Raw genomic sequence first — 14,344 nt, forward strand, 5'->3', positions numbered from 1 at the left:
AGAGCTGACGTCTCATCACATCGTGGAGGGTTCCAGCACTGTTGGGGACGAATCGGGATTCGACGGTTCGCTCCCGTCCGTACCGCCCCGTCCGCCCCTGCTCCGTACGACGAACACGGCACCCAGTGCCGCGAGCACCAGGCCGGCCGCGCCGGCCCCGAGCGGGAGCGTCGTGCCGAGAAGGCGGAGCCGGCCGCTGTCGTCGCCGGCGAGAGCTACCTGCTGCCGCTGCGTGGCCGGGGTGAACGCGATGCGCTCGCTGTCCAGGAGCACCACCGCGTCCTTCGCCGCACCGGGGGCGCGCAGCGTCTTGCGCGGGCCGATCGCGGCGTAGACGATCCGGCCCGTCCTCGGATCGGCGACCAGCTCGATGCCGTGGTTCGCGTACCACTCCTCGGCAAGGACCTGATTCCGCTTCGGCTGTCCCACGATCGTCCCGGGCACCAGGCGTGACCCGGTCCTCGTGGCGGGGACGGTGCCGGTGAAGCGGTAGCCCTCGTAGCCCTGGATCCTCTTCGTGCCCCGGTAGGAGAGCGTGACCGTCGCGCCGAGCGTGTTGTCCCACCAGCGGTAGGCGCGCTTGTGCACGTCGAAGGGGAACTTGAGGTAGGCCTCGCCCTCGAAGGACGGCTGCTCACCGCAGCAGTGCACCGGCGCGTTGGTCCTGCGGTCGGTGACCCAGCGCTCCAGGGTCCACTGGAGCGCGTCGTGCGGGTCCGCCGCGGGCAGCGACGCGTCGGTGTCGACGGACGTGGACACGTCCCACACCGCCCGGCCGCTCTTCTCGGACGCGGCCACGTCGCCGCGCACCTGGCGCGTGACGGTGATCCGCCGGTCGTGCACGGTCTTCACCGCGCCGGTGTCGAAGTAGCTTCCGGTTCCGGTGAACACGGTCGTCGTGTCGACGTCGACGGGGGTGCGTTCGGCGCGTGGCTCGACGTACCACGCGAGCAGCGGGGCCAGGGCGAGCAGGAACGCGCCGAGACCCAGGGTGAGCAGGGAGAAAGGTGAGACGGTTCGACGCATCCGGCACTCCTGGGGGTGGGGGAGGGAGGTCTGGTGCGGGCGCAACGCGGCTTTGGGCCGGGAACCGTAGGCGCACCCTTGACGGAGTGTCAATGCATTGCAGAGACTGGGCACTTGCCGGAACGGGGCCCGGTACGCGCTGCGCACGGGTGGGGATTCGACCTCCAGAACGAGAGGCTGACCCTGCGATGAACCGACTGCTCGCCGCCGCCCTGACCGTCGCGGCAGGTGCCGTGCTCGCCCTCGGCGCCTCCCTGGGCGTCGTCGCCCTCCTGAACGCCACCCCGGACCAGCCGAACGTGCCACTCGTGACGTACGAGACGGCCGGCCGGGAGCGCTGAGGAGTGCCCCCCGTTCCGTCCGGCGGCCCTGCCGCGCACAGTGCCGTGCGGCCCGAGCGCTCGGCCTGGCGCGATGTGCCCCGGCTCCAGGTGAAACGGTTCGCCGGGCTCGCGATGGCCGAGGCGCCCGCCCTCGCGGAGGACATCCTTCGGGAGATCCGCCACGAATACCCCCACTTACCCCTCGTGCTCGACGAGTCCGGCGAGCCCATGGCGCTCGTCGGCATCCGCAGAGCCATCGAGGGCTTCGTGCAGTTCCAGCTCGCCGACGCGGAGGACCGGCCGCGCTCCCACCCGGCCGTCTTCCAGGAGTTCGGCCGCGGCCAGAGCCTGCACGGCCGCAGCCTCGACTCCCTCCAGGCCATGTACCGGCTCGGCGTACGCCTGGCCTGGCGCCGCCTCGCCGAGCTCGGCCAGCGGGCCCTCATCCCGCCGCCCGCCATGTACGAACTCGCCGAGGCGGGCTTCGAGTACCTCGACGGCCTCGTCGACCAGTCCGTACGCGGCTACGCAGAGGCCGCCGCCCGGCAGGCCGGCGAACGCCTGCGTCTCCAGCGCAAACTCATCGACCTGCTGCTCACCGAGCAGACCGGGCACGCCGACCACCCCGCACGCGGCGCCGCCGCTCCGCCCGACCCCGCGCGGGCCCTCGCCGAACGGGCCGCGCGGATCGGCTGGCCCCTGCCCGGCCGGGTCTCCGTCGGAGTCCTCCTGCGCCCCGCGCGCGAAGCCGTCGCGCCCGCCGTCGGACAGGGCGTGCTCCTCGACATGGAGACCGAGCAGCCCCGCATGGTCGTGCCCGACCCCGACGCGGCGGGCCGCCCCGAACTCCTGCGCCGCGCCATGGCCGGCTGGTCCGGCGCGATCGGCCCGCCCGTGCCGCTGCCCGACGCGGCGAAGTCCCTGCGCTGGGCCGAAGCCGCGGTCCGGCTCGTGGAGCGCGGGCTGCTCCCGGCGGGCGAGGTGCTCCACTGCACCGAACACACCCAGGCCCTCGTGCTGCTCCAGCCCGAGGAACTCATCGACGACCTGTCGCGCCGCGCGCTCGCGCCCCTCGCCCACTGCGGCCCGACCCACGCCCGCCGCATGGCCGACACCCTCCTCGCCTGGCTGGAGACGCGCGGCGGCGCACCCGAGGTGGCCGCCCGTCTCGGCGTCCACCCGCAGACCGTCCGCTACCGGCTGCGCCAGATTCGCGAGCTGTGGGGCGACGAGATCGACGACCCGGACCGCCGCTTCGAGCTGGAACTGGTGCTGCGGGCACGGCGGTTGAGGGATCTGAGCGGCGGGCCGTGACCGGCCCGTCAGTCCTTCCGCCGCCGGCGGGCCTGACGCACCTCGCGGTCGACCGCCCACGGGTCCGACACCGGGCCCAGGTGCCCGAGCTTGTCGGGGTTGATCACCAGGCGGATCGTCTGGATCTGCCCGTCGAGCACGTCGAGGATGACGGTGTTGAGGACCCTGCCGTCCCGGTCGCGCAGGATCGCGCCCGGCTGACCGTTCATCTCGTGCGGCTCGGACGTCACGTCGATCCGGAACATCACGGGGAAGACCGAAGCCAGCAGCCGGGCCACGTTGCTCGCGCCCGCGACGGGCCTGGCGAGCTGCGGGGCGTTGCCGCCGCCGTCGCCGACCAGGGACACATCGGCGGCGAGGAGCTCTTGCAGGCCGTCGACGTCGCCCTCCCGCAGCGCGTCGAAGAACCGCGCCGCCAGTTGCTCCCGCTCCTGGCGGTCGGCCTCGAACCGGGGCCGGCCCGCGTCCATGTGGCGCCGCGCCCGCACCGCGAGCTGGCGGCACGCGGCCTCCGAGCGGTCCACGGCCGAGGCGATCTCGGGGAAGCCGAACGCGAACACCTCCCGCAGCACGAAGACCGCCCGCTCCAGCGGGCTGAGCCGCTCCAGGAGCAGCAGCGCCGCCATGGACACCGAGTCGGCCAGCTCCGCCGAGCGCGCCGGATCCTCATAGGGGTCGGACAGGAGCGGCTCGGGGAACCACGGTCCGACGTAGGCCTCCCGCCGCACGCGGGCCGAGCCCAGCACGTCGATCGAGATCCGGGTGACCGTGGCCGACAGGAACGCCTTGGCCGACCTGGGCTGTGTCGTGGACGCCGCGAAGCGCAGCCACGTCTCCTGGACCGCGTCCTCGGCCTCGCTCACGCTGCCCAGGATGCGGTAGGCGATCGAGAACAGCAGCGGCCGCAGCTCCTCGAACTCCTCGAACTCCTCGACCCGTCTCACGCAAGTTCCTCCCTGGCCCCGGTGGTGGAAAGCCCGCACGCGCAGAACATCACCATGCGACGGGACCGAGGCGGTCGCTGAACGTTCCGGTCGGCCCGTCGACGTCGAGCAGTGCGAGCCGGACGATCGAGTCGGTGCCCTCGGTCACGGTCAGCGCGCCGGTGTGACCGTTCATGTCGGTGGCGGCGAACGTGCGGTTGGCGACCTCGCCGGGAGTGACGGCGTTGAACTTGATCCCCGGGAGCGCCTGCGCGTACCGCACGGTGAGCATGTTCAGTGCCGCCTTCGACGAGCTGTAACCGAGCTCGTGGATCTTCGAGAAGGGCTGCTCCGGGTCGGTCACGGTCGCGAAGGAACCGCCGGCGCTCGACACCATCACCACCCGCGGGTTCTCCGCCGCCCGAAGCAGGGGGAGGAACGCCTGCGTGACCCTGATCGGGCCGTACACATTGGTGTCGTAGACGGAGTGGATGTCGTCGGCCGTCGCGTCGGCGGGCGCGGTCCCCTTGCCCGGCGCTCCGGCGTTGTTGACGAGTACGTCCAGCCGTTCGGTGTGCTCGCGGACGAGTCGTACGGCCGCGGCCACCGACTCGTCCGAGGTCACGTCCAGCGGGACCGTCACCACGTTCGCGCCACCGGCGGCCAGCTTGTCGGCGGCCGCCCGCCCGCGGCCCTCGTCGCGCGAGCCGAGAAAGACCGTCCAGCCCAGTTCCCCGAGCCGCCGGGCCGTCTCCAGGCCAAGTCCCTTGTTGGCGCCGGTGATGAGTACCGAGGTCTGCTCCGTGTTCGTCATGCCCCTAAGACGATCAGGCCCCCTCGGCTGTGACACGCGTACGGGGGGTGTGAGCGCCGTCACAAGGTCGTGACCCGGTTCGCGGAGGCACCTGCGGGCCCATTGCCCGCTCAACACGGCTGTGAGTAGCCTATGTTCGTGATACCGACCGACTGTTGAAATTTCGAACATCAGAGAGGGGGCCGGCCATGGGGCGACTCGTACCCGCCGTGACCCGGGCTCTCGACATACTCGAGCTGTTCCTGGACGGGGACGGCACGCTGTCCGCCCCGGACATCGTCCGCAAGCTCCAGCTGCCGCGCACCACCGTGCACGAGCTGGTGACGACGCTGACCGCCCGCTCCTACCTCGTGACCGTCCCGGGTGAGCCCGGCCGCTACCGCCTGGGGGTGCGCCCCTATCAGCTGGGCAGCCGGTACGCGGAGCAGCTCGACCTCGCCGCCGAGGGCCAGCAGGTCGCCCGTGAGGTCGCCGAGACCTGCGACGAGACCGTGCACGTGGCGATCCTCGAGGACACCGACGTCATCTACATCGCGAAGGTCGACAGCACCCACGCCGTGCGGATGGTCTCCGCCGCGGGGCGCCGGCTGCCGGCGCACTGCACGTCCGTCGGCAAGATGCTCCTCGCCTCACTGCCGCAGCCCGAACTGGCGGCCCGCGTCCCCGACGACGCCGAGCTGGCGGCGATGACGGAGAACAGCATCACCGACCCCGCCCTCCTGCGCGAGGCCCTCGCCGGCATCCGGGAGCGCGGCGTCGCCGTCGAGAGCCGCGAGTCCAACCCGGACGTCAGCTGCGTCGCCGCCCCCGTGCGCGACCGTTCCGGACGGGTCGTCGCCGCGCTCTCCGTGTCGGTGCCGATGATCCGCTGGAGCGCGACCCGCGAGGACGAGCTGGCGCGGCTCGCCGTGAAGGGCGCCGCCGACCTGTCGGAGCGGCTCGGGTACCGGGGGGCCGGCCGATGAGGCCGGAGGTGGCCGTCCGTGCGGAGGCCACGCTCGGGGAGGGCCCCACCTGGGACGCGGAGGCCGGCCGGCTGATCTGGGTCGACATCCTCGGCAGCCGGGTCCACACCTACGACCCCGCGACCGGACGCCGCACGGTCATGGCCACCGAGCAGCACGTCGGCGCGGCCAAGCCCCGGGCAGGCGGCGCGGGACTCGTCGTCAACCTCCGTGACGGCATCGGCCTGTACGGCCGCGGCGGCAGCGACTTCCGGTGGCTGCACCGCGACCCCGTGCCCGGGCGGCGCGGCAACGACGCGGCGATCGCCCCGGACGGCTCGCTCTGGGCGGGCAGTATGGCGTACGACGAGAGGCCGGGAGGCGGCAACCTCGTGCGGATCGCCGCCGACGGGACCGCGACGGAGATCCTCGGCGACGTCACGGTCAGCAACGGCACCGGCTGGAGCCCCGACGGCACGCTCATGTACTACGTCGACACCCCGACGCGGCGCATCGACGTCTTTGACGTCGATGGCCAACAGGTGCTGCAGCGACGTGAGTTCGCGGTCGTCGAGGAATGTGCGGGCCATCCCGACGGGCTGACCGTCGACGCGGACGGCTGTGTGTGGGTCGCCCTCTGGGACGGCTCGGCGCTGCGCCGCTACACCCCGTCCGGCGTGCTCGACCGCGTCGTGGAGCTGCCCGTGAAGCGCCCGACCGCGTGCGCCTTCGGCGGCGCGGACCTCACCGACCTGTACGTCACGTCGGCCCGTGTCGGCCTCGACGCCCCGTCCCCGTACGCCGGTTCGCTGCTCGTGCTGCGCGACATGGGCCATGGGCTGGCGCAACCCGCGTTCGAGGGCTGAGTACGGAGCGAGCGTCCGGAAGGTGCGGGACCCCCACGCCGGTGGGGGTCCCGCACCTTTGTGCTGCGCAACCCATTGACGTCGCCGCGTCCCGAACCTACGGTCCCGTTCGAAGTTACGAGCACCATTCGGTATATCGAACAGTAAGGGCAGGGAATGGGACGACCTGGCCTGAACCGCAGGCAACTCCTCGCCGGACTCGGCGGGTTGACGGTGGCGGGCAGCTTCGGCTTCGCGGCGCTGGGTACGGGCGCCGATGCGCTCGCCTCCAGCGCCGGCACCCGCGTGCGCTACTGGAACCTCTTCAGCGGCGGCGACGGCTACAACATGATCGCGATGCTGAACAGCTTCCGTGAGGAGCACCCCGGCATCGACGTGAAGGACTCCACCCTCCAGTGGGGCAGCCCCTTCTACACCAAGCTCGCCATGGCCGCGGCGGGCAACCGCGCACCCGACCTCGGCGTCATGCACCTCGGCCGCGTCACCGGGTTCTCGCCGGGCCGCCTCCTGGACCCCTGGGACGTCGGCCTGCTCGCCAAGTACGGGGTGAAGGAAGCCGACTTCAACCCCGCGCTGTGGAAGCGCGCCGTCATCGACGGCAAGCTCTACGCCCTCCCGCTCGACATCCACGTCCAGCTCTGCTTCTACCGCAAGGACGTACTGAAGAAGGCGGGACTGCTCGGCGACGACGGGCGGATCGTGCCGGTCACGTCCACCGACGAGTGGTTCGACGTGCTCAAGAAGGCAAAGAAGGCCACGAAGAAGGGCCTGCAGACCATCGGCATGTGGGCCAACGACCAGAACTTCCAGTGGTGGTTCTTCGTCGCCTTCTACACCCAGCTCGGCGGCACCTGGTTCGACGCCACCAACTCTGAGGTCACCTTCGACACCGACAAGGCCACCCAGGTGCTGGAGTTCATGCGCCGGCACATCACCGACGGGTACTCCAACCCGAACTTCGCGGGAGCCGCCGGCGCCGAACAGTTCATCAACGGCTCTCCCTTCTGCTGGGAGGGCAACTGGTCCGTACCCGTGTTCTCCGGGGCCAAGGTCGAGTACGGCGCCACCCCGCTGCCGCCCGTCTTCGGCAAGCGGGCCACGCACGCCGAATCGCACTCCTTCGTCCTGCCGCACCAGGCCGACCGCGGCGGCGCCGCCAACGAGGGCGCCCACCAGCTCGCCGCGTACGTCGTCAGGCACGCCCGGCAGTGGGCGGCCGGCGGACACATCCCCGCCTACACGCCGACCTTGTCCACGGCCGCGTACAAGAAGCTCGAACCGCAGAACGAGTACGTCTCCGCGATGAACCACCAGGCCACCGAGCCGAAGGTGTGGTTCGCGGGCTCCACCGGCATCCTCGCCCAGCGCGTCGGCCCGATCGCCGCGTCCTCGATGCTGGGGTCCGCCAAGCCGGAGGCCGCCGCCCGCCGCATGAAGAGCACACTCGCCCAGCTCCTCGCCATGAAGAACCCCATGGACGGCAGAACCGCCGCGCAGGGAGGTGCGGTCGCATGACGACGACCAGCCCACAGACCGTCGTCGCGCCCGTCCGGGCGCGCACCACCGCCGGCAGCGCCGCGGTCCGCCGCAAGCAGGGCTTCCAGCACGGGGGCTGGTTCGTCGCCCCGTTCCTGGCCCTGTTCGCCCTGTTCGTGATCTGGCCGCTGTTGCGCGGCGTCTACCTCAGCTTCACGGACGCCAACATCTCCGGCGACGGCGCGGGCTTCGTCGGCCTCGACAACTACCGCGAGGCCCTGCACGACCCCCTGATGTGGGACTCGCTCGGCCACAGCGCCTACTTCACGCTGCTGGTCGTGCCGTGCATCACGGTCCTCGCCTTCCTCCTCGCGATGCTCGCCCACCACATAGAACGCGGAAAGTGGCTGTGGCGGCTGTGCTTCTTCATGCCGTTCCTGCTGCCGTCGACCGTCGCGGGCAACCTGTGGCAGTGGCTGTTGAACCCCGGTACGGGCATGGTCAATTACGTCTTCGGCATCGAGACCCCGTGGCTGACCGACAAGTCGTACGCGATGCTCGCCGTCGTCATCACCACGCTGTGGTGGACGGCCGGATTCAGCTTCCTGCTCTATCTCGCCGCCCTCCAGGGCGTCCCCGCGCACCTCTACGAGGCCGCGAAACTGGACGGCGCGAACGCCTGGCACCGCATGGTCCACATCACCCTGCCGATGCTGCGCAACATCACGGGCCTCGTCATCGCCCTGCAGATCCTCGCCTCGCTCCAGGTCTTCGACCAGGCCGTCGTGATGCAGGACTTCGGTCCGGGGCCGGAGAACTCGACCCGGACCTTCGTGCAGTACACGCTCGAAGAGGGCTTCACCAGCTACCGCGTGGGCTACGCCTCCGCCATCTCCATCATCTTCTTCGTGATCATCGCGGCCGTCGCCCTCGCGCGGATGTGGCTGCTGCGCAACCGTGAGGAGGGCGCGCGATGACCACCGACGCCGCGCAGATACGCATCAAGTTCCGTACCCGCAAGCCCTGGACGCCCAGCCAGATCGTGCTCACGCTGCTCGGCGTGGCCGTCTCCGCGGTCTTCCTGGCGCCGTTGGCCTGGGCCGTGCTCACCTCGCTGAAGTCGGAGACCGAGGCCGTCGAGGTGCCGACACACTGGCTGCCGAAGCAGTGGACGGGCCAGGCGTGGAAGGCCCTCTTCGAGACCGGCAACATCACCGACTGGTTCGTGAACTCGCTCGTCGTGTCCGTGTGCGTGACCGCCGTGGTGCTGCTGGTGAGCGGGCTCGCCGGATACGGCTTCGCCCGAACCGAGTTCAGGGGCAAGTCCGTCCTGATGGGCGTGGTCATGGCGGGCCTGATGGTCTCGCCCGCCGTCCTCGGCGTCCCCCTGTTCACCACCGTCCAGCAGATGGGGATGGTCGACACCTACTGGGGCATGATCCTGCCGCAGTGCGCTCCGGCCGCGATGGTCTACATCCTCTACAAGTTCTTCCAGGGCGTCCCCAAGGAGCTGGAGGAGGCCGCTTTCATCGACGGAGCCGGACGCTGGCGGGTCTTCTTCACCATCGTCGTGCCGCTCGCCCGCCCTTCTCTCGCGGCGGTGGGCATCTTCACCTTCATCGCGTCGTGGAACAACTTCCTGTGGCCGTACATGGTCACCAACAACCCCGACCTGATGACCATGCCGAACGGCATCGCGACCGTCATGAACTCCTACGGGATCCAGTGGGCCCAGCTGATGGCCGGCGGCCTGATGGCGGGTCTGCCCCTGATCGTCGTCTTCGTCTTCTTCCAGCGCCAGATCGTGGCGGGCGTGGCCCACACGGGGCTGGCGGGACAGTGAGCGCGCGCACAGTGGGCAGACGCCTCGCGGCCCGTACGTGGACGAGGACGGCACCCCGCTCCTGGAGGGTGGCGGCACGCTGCTCCTCGCCGGGCACGGCCGGTTCGTCGGCACGGGGGGCGAGTCCGTCTTCCGCGACAAGGGGCGCGACGTACTCGCGTACCACTACTACGACGCCGGCGACTCCGGTACCCCCAAGCTCGGCCTCAACGAGCTGAGCTGGGGCAAGGACGGCCGGCCGACCGTCCGCCGGCTCGATCAACGTACGTAATCCCGAACCCTGAGGGAGACATGACCCGCACCGCACGCTTCGCCCTCGACCCCGCCTTCACGGTCGGCACGGTCGACCCCCGGCTCTTCGGCTCCTTCGTGGAGCACCTGGGCCGCTGTGTCTACACCGGCATCTTCGAGCCGGACCACCCCACCGCCGACGAGGCGGGCCTGCGTCAGGACGTTCTGGAACTGGTCCGTGAGCTCGGCGTCACCGTCATCCGCTATCCCGGTGGGAACTTCGTCTCCGGCTACAAGTGGGAGGACTCGGTCGGCCCTGCCGATGAGCGCCCGCGCCGCCTCGACCTGGCCTGGCGCACGACGGAGTCGAACCGCTTCGGTCTGTCCGAGTACATCGCGTTCCTGAAGAAGGTCGGCCCGCAGGCCGAGCCGATGATGGCGGTGAACCTCGGCACGCGCGGCGTCGCGGAGGCCATCGAACTCCAGGAGTACGCCAATCACCCGGCGGGCACGGAGCTGTCGGACCGCCGTATCGCCCATGGCGACAAGGACCCCTTCGGCATCAGGCTCTGGTGCCTGGGCAATGAGATGGACGGGCCGTGGCAGACCGGCCACAAGACGGCCGAGGAGTACGGGCGGCTCGCCGCCGAGACGGCGCGTGCGATGCGCCAGATCGACAAGGACGTCGAGCTGGTCGCCTGCGGCAGTTCGGGCCAGGGCATGGACACGTTCGCCGAGTGGGAGGCGACGGTCCTGCAGGAGACCTACGACCTGGTCGACCACATCTCGCTCCACGCGTACTACGAGGAGCACGACGGCGACCGGGACTCCTTCCTCGCGTCGGCGGTGGACATGGAGTCGTTCATCGAGAACGTCGTCGCGACGTGCGATCACGTGGGCGCGCGCCTCAAGTCGAAGAAGAAGATCAACCTCTCCTTCGACGAGTGGAACGTCTGGTACATGTCGCGCACGGACGCCGAGGTCTCCGCCCTCGACTGGCCGGAGGCCCCCCGTCTCCTGGAGGACGTCTACTCGGTCACCGACGCGGTCGTCCTCGGTTCGCTCCTGATCGCCCTGCTCCGCCACGCGGACCGCGTCACGGTGGCCTGCCTGGCCCAACTCGTCAACGTCATCGCCCCGATCATGACCGAGCCCGGTGGCCCGGCCTGGCGCCAGACGACGTTCTTCCCGTTCGCGGCGGCGTCGCGGTTCGGGCGCGGCGAGGTCCTCGACGTACGCGTGTCAGGACCGACGTACGACACGAAGCGCCACGGCACCGCGGACCTGCTGCACGCCACGGCGGTCCGCGCGGAGGACGGCACGGTCACCGTCTTCGCGGTCAACCGCAGTCAGACGGAGTCCCTGCCGCTCCAAGTGGCCCTACACGGGATGGAGTTGGGTGAGGTCGTCGAACACTCGGTGCTCGCCGACGCCGACCCGGACGCCCGCAACACCCTCACGGAGCCGGAGCGCGTCGCGCCGCACGCGGGTTCGGGCGCGACCCTTGAGGACAGCACGCTCAAGGCGACCCTTGAGCCGCTGTCGTGGAATGTGATCCGGCTCGGGTGATCCACGGCGTCGGCCACGGAGTGGCCGGAGGGGACAGCGCCCTCCGGCCACTCCGTGCCACTCAGGGGGTGGTTACACGCCCGGCGACGGAACCCCCCGCACCTCCACCCCGCCCGCCGCGCTCCCGAGGAGCTTCAGCTGCACGTCTCCCGGGCCCGCCGGGGTCGTGCCGTCGGCGAGGACGGCCAGGGCGAGGGTGTTGGAGCCGCGGGTGCGCAGGATGCCGTTCGGGACGGCGAACGTGTGCTGGGGGCCCACGTCGTTGATGTACTGGCCCATGTTCCAGCCGTTGACGTAGAGCTGGACACGGTAGGCGTGGGCCGCGTCGTCCGTGAACGTGAGGCCGATCGAGGCGTCCACGTCGTGGTCGACGGCCAGCCGGAACGTGGTGCGGTACCAGGAGACCCCCTGGCGCACCGGGCCGTCGACCGGGAACGCGGCCCGCTCCCAGCCGCCGTCCGTGTCGAGATCGAGCCCCGGCAGGTGCCAGCCGTGCCGCTCCCCGTACAGACCGCCCGTGTTGAGCGGGCCGCGCACCGGGTCCGTGCCCGAAGCGCCCTGGATGCGCCAGGTCACGGCCGGATCCGCGCCCGTGAACGCCACCCCGGTCAGGCCGCGCGCCAACTTGTGCGAGTCCCGGGCGCCGCCGTCCTCGTCGTGCTGCATGCGGCGGACGAGGACCGAGAGGACATGGCCGCCGTCGGCGGTGCGCAGGTCGGCGGGCAGGGCGAAGGCCGCCGTCGCCGTCCACGTGCCCTGGGTGGACTGGGCCGACGTCGGCACCGGCATCCGGTGCGTGCCGAGAGGGCGGCCGTCGAGCCACGCCATCAGCAGGCCCTGGGTGCCGGTGGAGTACGCCAGGTTGACCGACTCGGCGCCACTCGCGTCGTCGAACGAACCCCGGTACCAGACGTCGCCGTAGTGGAAGCCGTAGTCGTCGGCGAACAGGACGGGCCGGCCCGCGGGCACGGGCGTCGTCGAGTACGACGTCGCCTTGTCGGCGACGGTCCAGTCCGTGTCGTCGAAGTCCTGCTCCGACTCCGGGTTTTCGGCATGCTGCCGCCAGCCGGTGAGCGCGGGCAGCTGTACCTCCGGGACGCCCGGGAGCGCCCGCCCGGCGGCGAAGCTTCCGGAAAGAGTGGTGCGCGCATGGACCGGGCCGTGGTTCCAGGTGATCAGCTGCACGCCACGCGGCGCCCACACCTCCAGGTCGGCTTCCTCGATCGTGTCGCCCGTCAAGTGGAGCGTGGCGCCGTGGAGTTCGGCCCGGCGCAGCAGCGCGGGACCGCGGACGAGGACCGGGCCCGAAGGTGTGTCGTAGCGCCACAGCCGGGCGGACGTCTCGTCGTCCGCGAACATGACGAGGAGCGTGCCGCCCACCAACACCCGCACCAAGCCGCCCAGGTGGGTGGAGATGCGCAGGATTCCGTCCTCGTACGCCGTGGTGGCCGGCCCGTCGAGGACCGTGACCTCCGGCTCGTCCTCGTACGCGAAGGCCACCTCGGCCGGCTCTCCCGACCGGCCCGCGAACACCGCGACGTCCCGGCGCCCCGCGCTCAGCTGGATCATCGGCTGGACCGTCGAGTACGCCAGCTCCCGCTTCCCCAGAGCGGCCTCCGCCAGGACGAGCTTCGCGTCCTTCGCGCCGACCGTGACCTCCGCGCTCGCCGAGCCCACCGGCAGCGTCGATGTGATCGACGCCGACGTGTCGTTGCGCAGGACGTAGACGTGCGCGCCCGTGTCGGGATTCGTCAGGTGGTAGACCTTCAGGGACGGGTCGGCGGCCGCCGTGTCCTGCGCCCGGTCCAGCTTCGCCAGGTCCGGCACGGAACGGAGCAGTTGGCCGATCTGGTGCATGGGCGTCAGCTTGGACGTGACATTGCGCGCCTCGTCGAGGGCCGCCCCGTAGTCGTACGACGTATAGACGACCGGCGCGGGGAGCCAGCCCCAGCTGGTGCCGCCGAACGTCATGTAGACGTTGTGGATCTTGATGCCGTTGGCGAGGTTGGTGAGGTAGAAGCGCCGCTCGTACGCCGCGTCGCGGGTGCGCCGCGACTCCTCGTATCCCTTGCCGGCGAACACGGCGCCGCCCCACGGGTCGAACCAGCCGCCCCCGAACTCGGCCATCAGGCCAGGGGTGTCGGGGCTCGCCGTCGACCCACCCTTGGCGCCGCCCACACCGAAGTAGCCCCAGTCCGGCGGGTTGCCCGACGGCGACGGGTAGCCGTCGAATCCGTAGAGGTAGCGGCCGGACTCGTCACCCGTGCTGAACGAGCCCGGAGCCCAGTAGCCGTTGCGGCCCTTGTCGTTGTGGAACAGCGGGACGTCGATGCCGTCGGCGCGGACCTTCGCGTACAGGTGCGCCATGTAGTCCTTGCCGGCGGGGCTGGTCACGTTCGAGGCGTACTCGTTCTCCAGCTCGTAGAGGACGACCGTGCCCTTGCCGCGCGTGTACTGGTACCGGGCGATGATCTCGTTCACGGCCGTCAAGTACTCGTCCACGTGAGCCAGATAGTCGGGATCGGAGGTACGGGCCGTGCCCTTGGTGGCCGTCAGCCAGCCGGGGAATCCGCCCGCGTCGACCTCCGCGTTGATGTAAGGGCCGGGGCGCGCGATGACGTAGAGACCCTCCTCGGCGGCTGTCTCCAGGAAGCGGCCGAGGTCGCGCACGCCCGTGAAGTCGTAGACGCCGGGGGATGGGGAGTGGAAATTCCACGCGACGTAGATGCTGACGGCGTTGTAGCCGTGCGCGCGCAGCTTCTGCAGCACGTCACGCCAGAGCGACGGGCTCGGCAGCCGGAACGGGTGCACCTCGCCCGACCACAGGACGACCCGGCTGCCGTCCACGAGCAGCGAGTACTTGTCGAAGGCGACGGTGTGCGTCCGCCCGTCGGCCTCGGGTACGGGGGTGGTCGCATCGTCGGGGGTGGCCGCGCCCGCCGTCGACAGCGGCAGGGAGAGGCTCGCCGCGGCCGTGGCGGCGAGCGAGGTGAACGTACGCCTGCTGAGTTGCAA

General features: G+C 70.8%; 12 protein-coding genes and 1 pseudogene. 9 read left to right on the forward strand and 4 right to left on the reverse strand.

The window, feature by feature from the left end; all coding sequences use genetic code 11:
* Positions 1-15: 15 nt before the first annotated feature.
* Entirely contained in the window at positions 16-1,026 is a 1,011-nt protein-coding gene (locus OHO83_RS30160) for a DUF3068 domain-containing protein (RefSeq protein WP_330280006.1), read from the reverse strand.
* 188 nt (positions 1,027-1,214) lie between these two features.
* On the opposite strand from OHO83_RS30160, the gene OHO83_RS30165 reads away from it, so the two are divergent.
* Together OHO83_RS30165 and OHO83_RS30170 are read left to right on the forward strand one after the other, a co-directional pair.
* Positions 1,215-1,367: a hypothetical protein gene (locus OHO83_RS30165; RefSeq protein WP_165914430.1), complete on the forward strand. Its 153-nt coding sequence runs from the start codon at positions 1,215-1,217 to the stop codon at positions 1,365-1,367.
* 3 nt (positions 1,368-1,370) lie between these two features.
* Positions 1,371-2,663, forward strand: coding sequence for a helix-turn-helix domain-containing protein (locus tag OHO83_RS30170; RefSeq protein WP_266670253.1), 1,293 nt, complete (start codon positions 1,371-1,373; stop codon positions 2,661-2,663).
* An 8-nt stretch (positions 2,664-2,671) separates the two neighbouring features.
* On the opposite strand, the gene OHO83_RS30175 is transcribed toward OHO83_RS30170, so the two are convergent.
* Positions 2,672-3,607, reverse strand: a complete 936-nt coding sequence (locus OHO83_RS30175) for an RNA polymerase sigma-70 factor (protein ID WP_266670251.1) — start codon at positions 3,605-3,607, stop codon at positions 2,672-2,674.
* 49 nt (positions 3,608-3,656) lie between these two features.
* Entirely contained in the window at positions 3,657-4,400 is a 744-nt protein-coding gene (locus OHO83_RS30180) for an SDR family oxidoreductase (protein WP_266670249.1), read from the reverse strand.
* Between the two features lie 188 nt (positions 4,401-4,588).
* Here OHO83_RS30180 and OHO83_RS30185 point away from each other — a divergent pair, with 188 nt between their 5' ends.
* The 7 genes and pseudogenes from OHO83_RS30185 (at position 4,589) to arfA (ending at position 11,329) form a co-directional block, all read left to right on the forward strand.
* A complete protein-coding gene (locus OHO83_RS30185) occupies positions 4,589-5,365 on the forward strand; it encodes an IclR family transcriptional regulator (RefSeq protein WP_266670247.1) in 777 nt (258 codons plus the stop codon).
* Positions 5,362-6,210, forward strand: coding sequence for an SMP-30/gluconolactonase/LRE family protein (locus tag OHO83_RS30190; RefSeq protein WP_330280007.1), 849 nt, complete (start codon positions 5,362-5,364; stop codon positions 6,208-6,210). Before OHO83_RS30185 ends, OHO83_RS30190 begins: the two co-directional genes overlap by 4 nt.
* 156 nt (positions 6,211-6,366) lie before the next feature.
* Complete coding sequence (locus OHO83_RS30195) at positions 6,367-7,725, forward strand: extracellular solute-binding protein (protein ID WP_266670243.1); 1,359 nt, start codon at positions 6,367-6,369, stop codon at positions 7,723-7,725.
* Entirely contained in the window at positions 7,722-8,663 is a 942-nt protein-coding gene (locus OHO83_RS30200; RefSeq protein WP_266670241.1) for a carbohydrate ABC transporter permease, read from the forward strand. Before OHO83_RS30195 ends, OHO83_RS30200 begins: the two co-directional genes overlap by 4 nt.
* The gene (locus tag OHO83_RS30205; protein WP_330280008.1) at positions 8,660-9,529 is read left to right on the forward strand and encodes a carbohydrate ABC transporter permease; all 870 of its coding nucleotides are present in this window, start codon (positions 8,660-8,662) and stop codon (positions 9,527-9,529) included. Before OHO83_RS30200 ends, OHO83_RS30205 begins: the two co-directional genes overlap by 4 nt.
* A gap of 28 nt (positions 9,530-9,557) precedes the next feature.
* Positions 9,558-9,800, forward strand: a pseudogene (locus OHO83_RS30210) (arabinan endo-1,5-alpha-L-arabinosidase); the annotation flags it as partial.
* A gap of 20 nt (positions 9,801-9,820) precedes the next feature.
* On the forward strand, positions 9,821-11,329 hold the full coding sequence (arfA, locus tag OHO83_RS30215; RefSeq protein WP_266670237.1) for an arabinosylfuranosidase ArfA: 1,509 nt from the start codon (positions 9,821-9,823) through the stop codon (positions 11,327-11,329).
* Between the two features lie 72 nt (positions 11,330-11,401).
* Here the strand turns inward: arfA and OHO83_RS30220 are convergent, their stop codons facing one another.
* A complete protein-coding gene (locus OHO83_RS30220; protein WP_330280009.1) occupies positions 11,402-14,344 on the reverse strand; it encodes a beta-galactosidase in 2,943 nt (980 codons plus the stop codon).

Source organism: Streptomyces sp. NBC_00569, assembly GCF_036345255.1.
GTDB lineage: Bacteria > Actinomycetota > Actinomycetes > Streptomycetales > Streptomycetaceae > Streptomyces.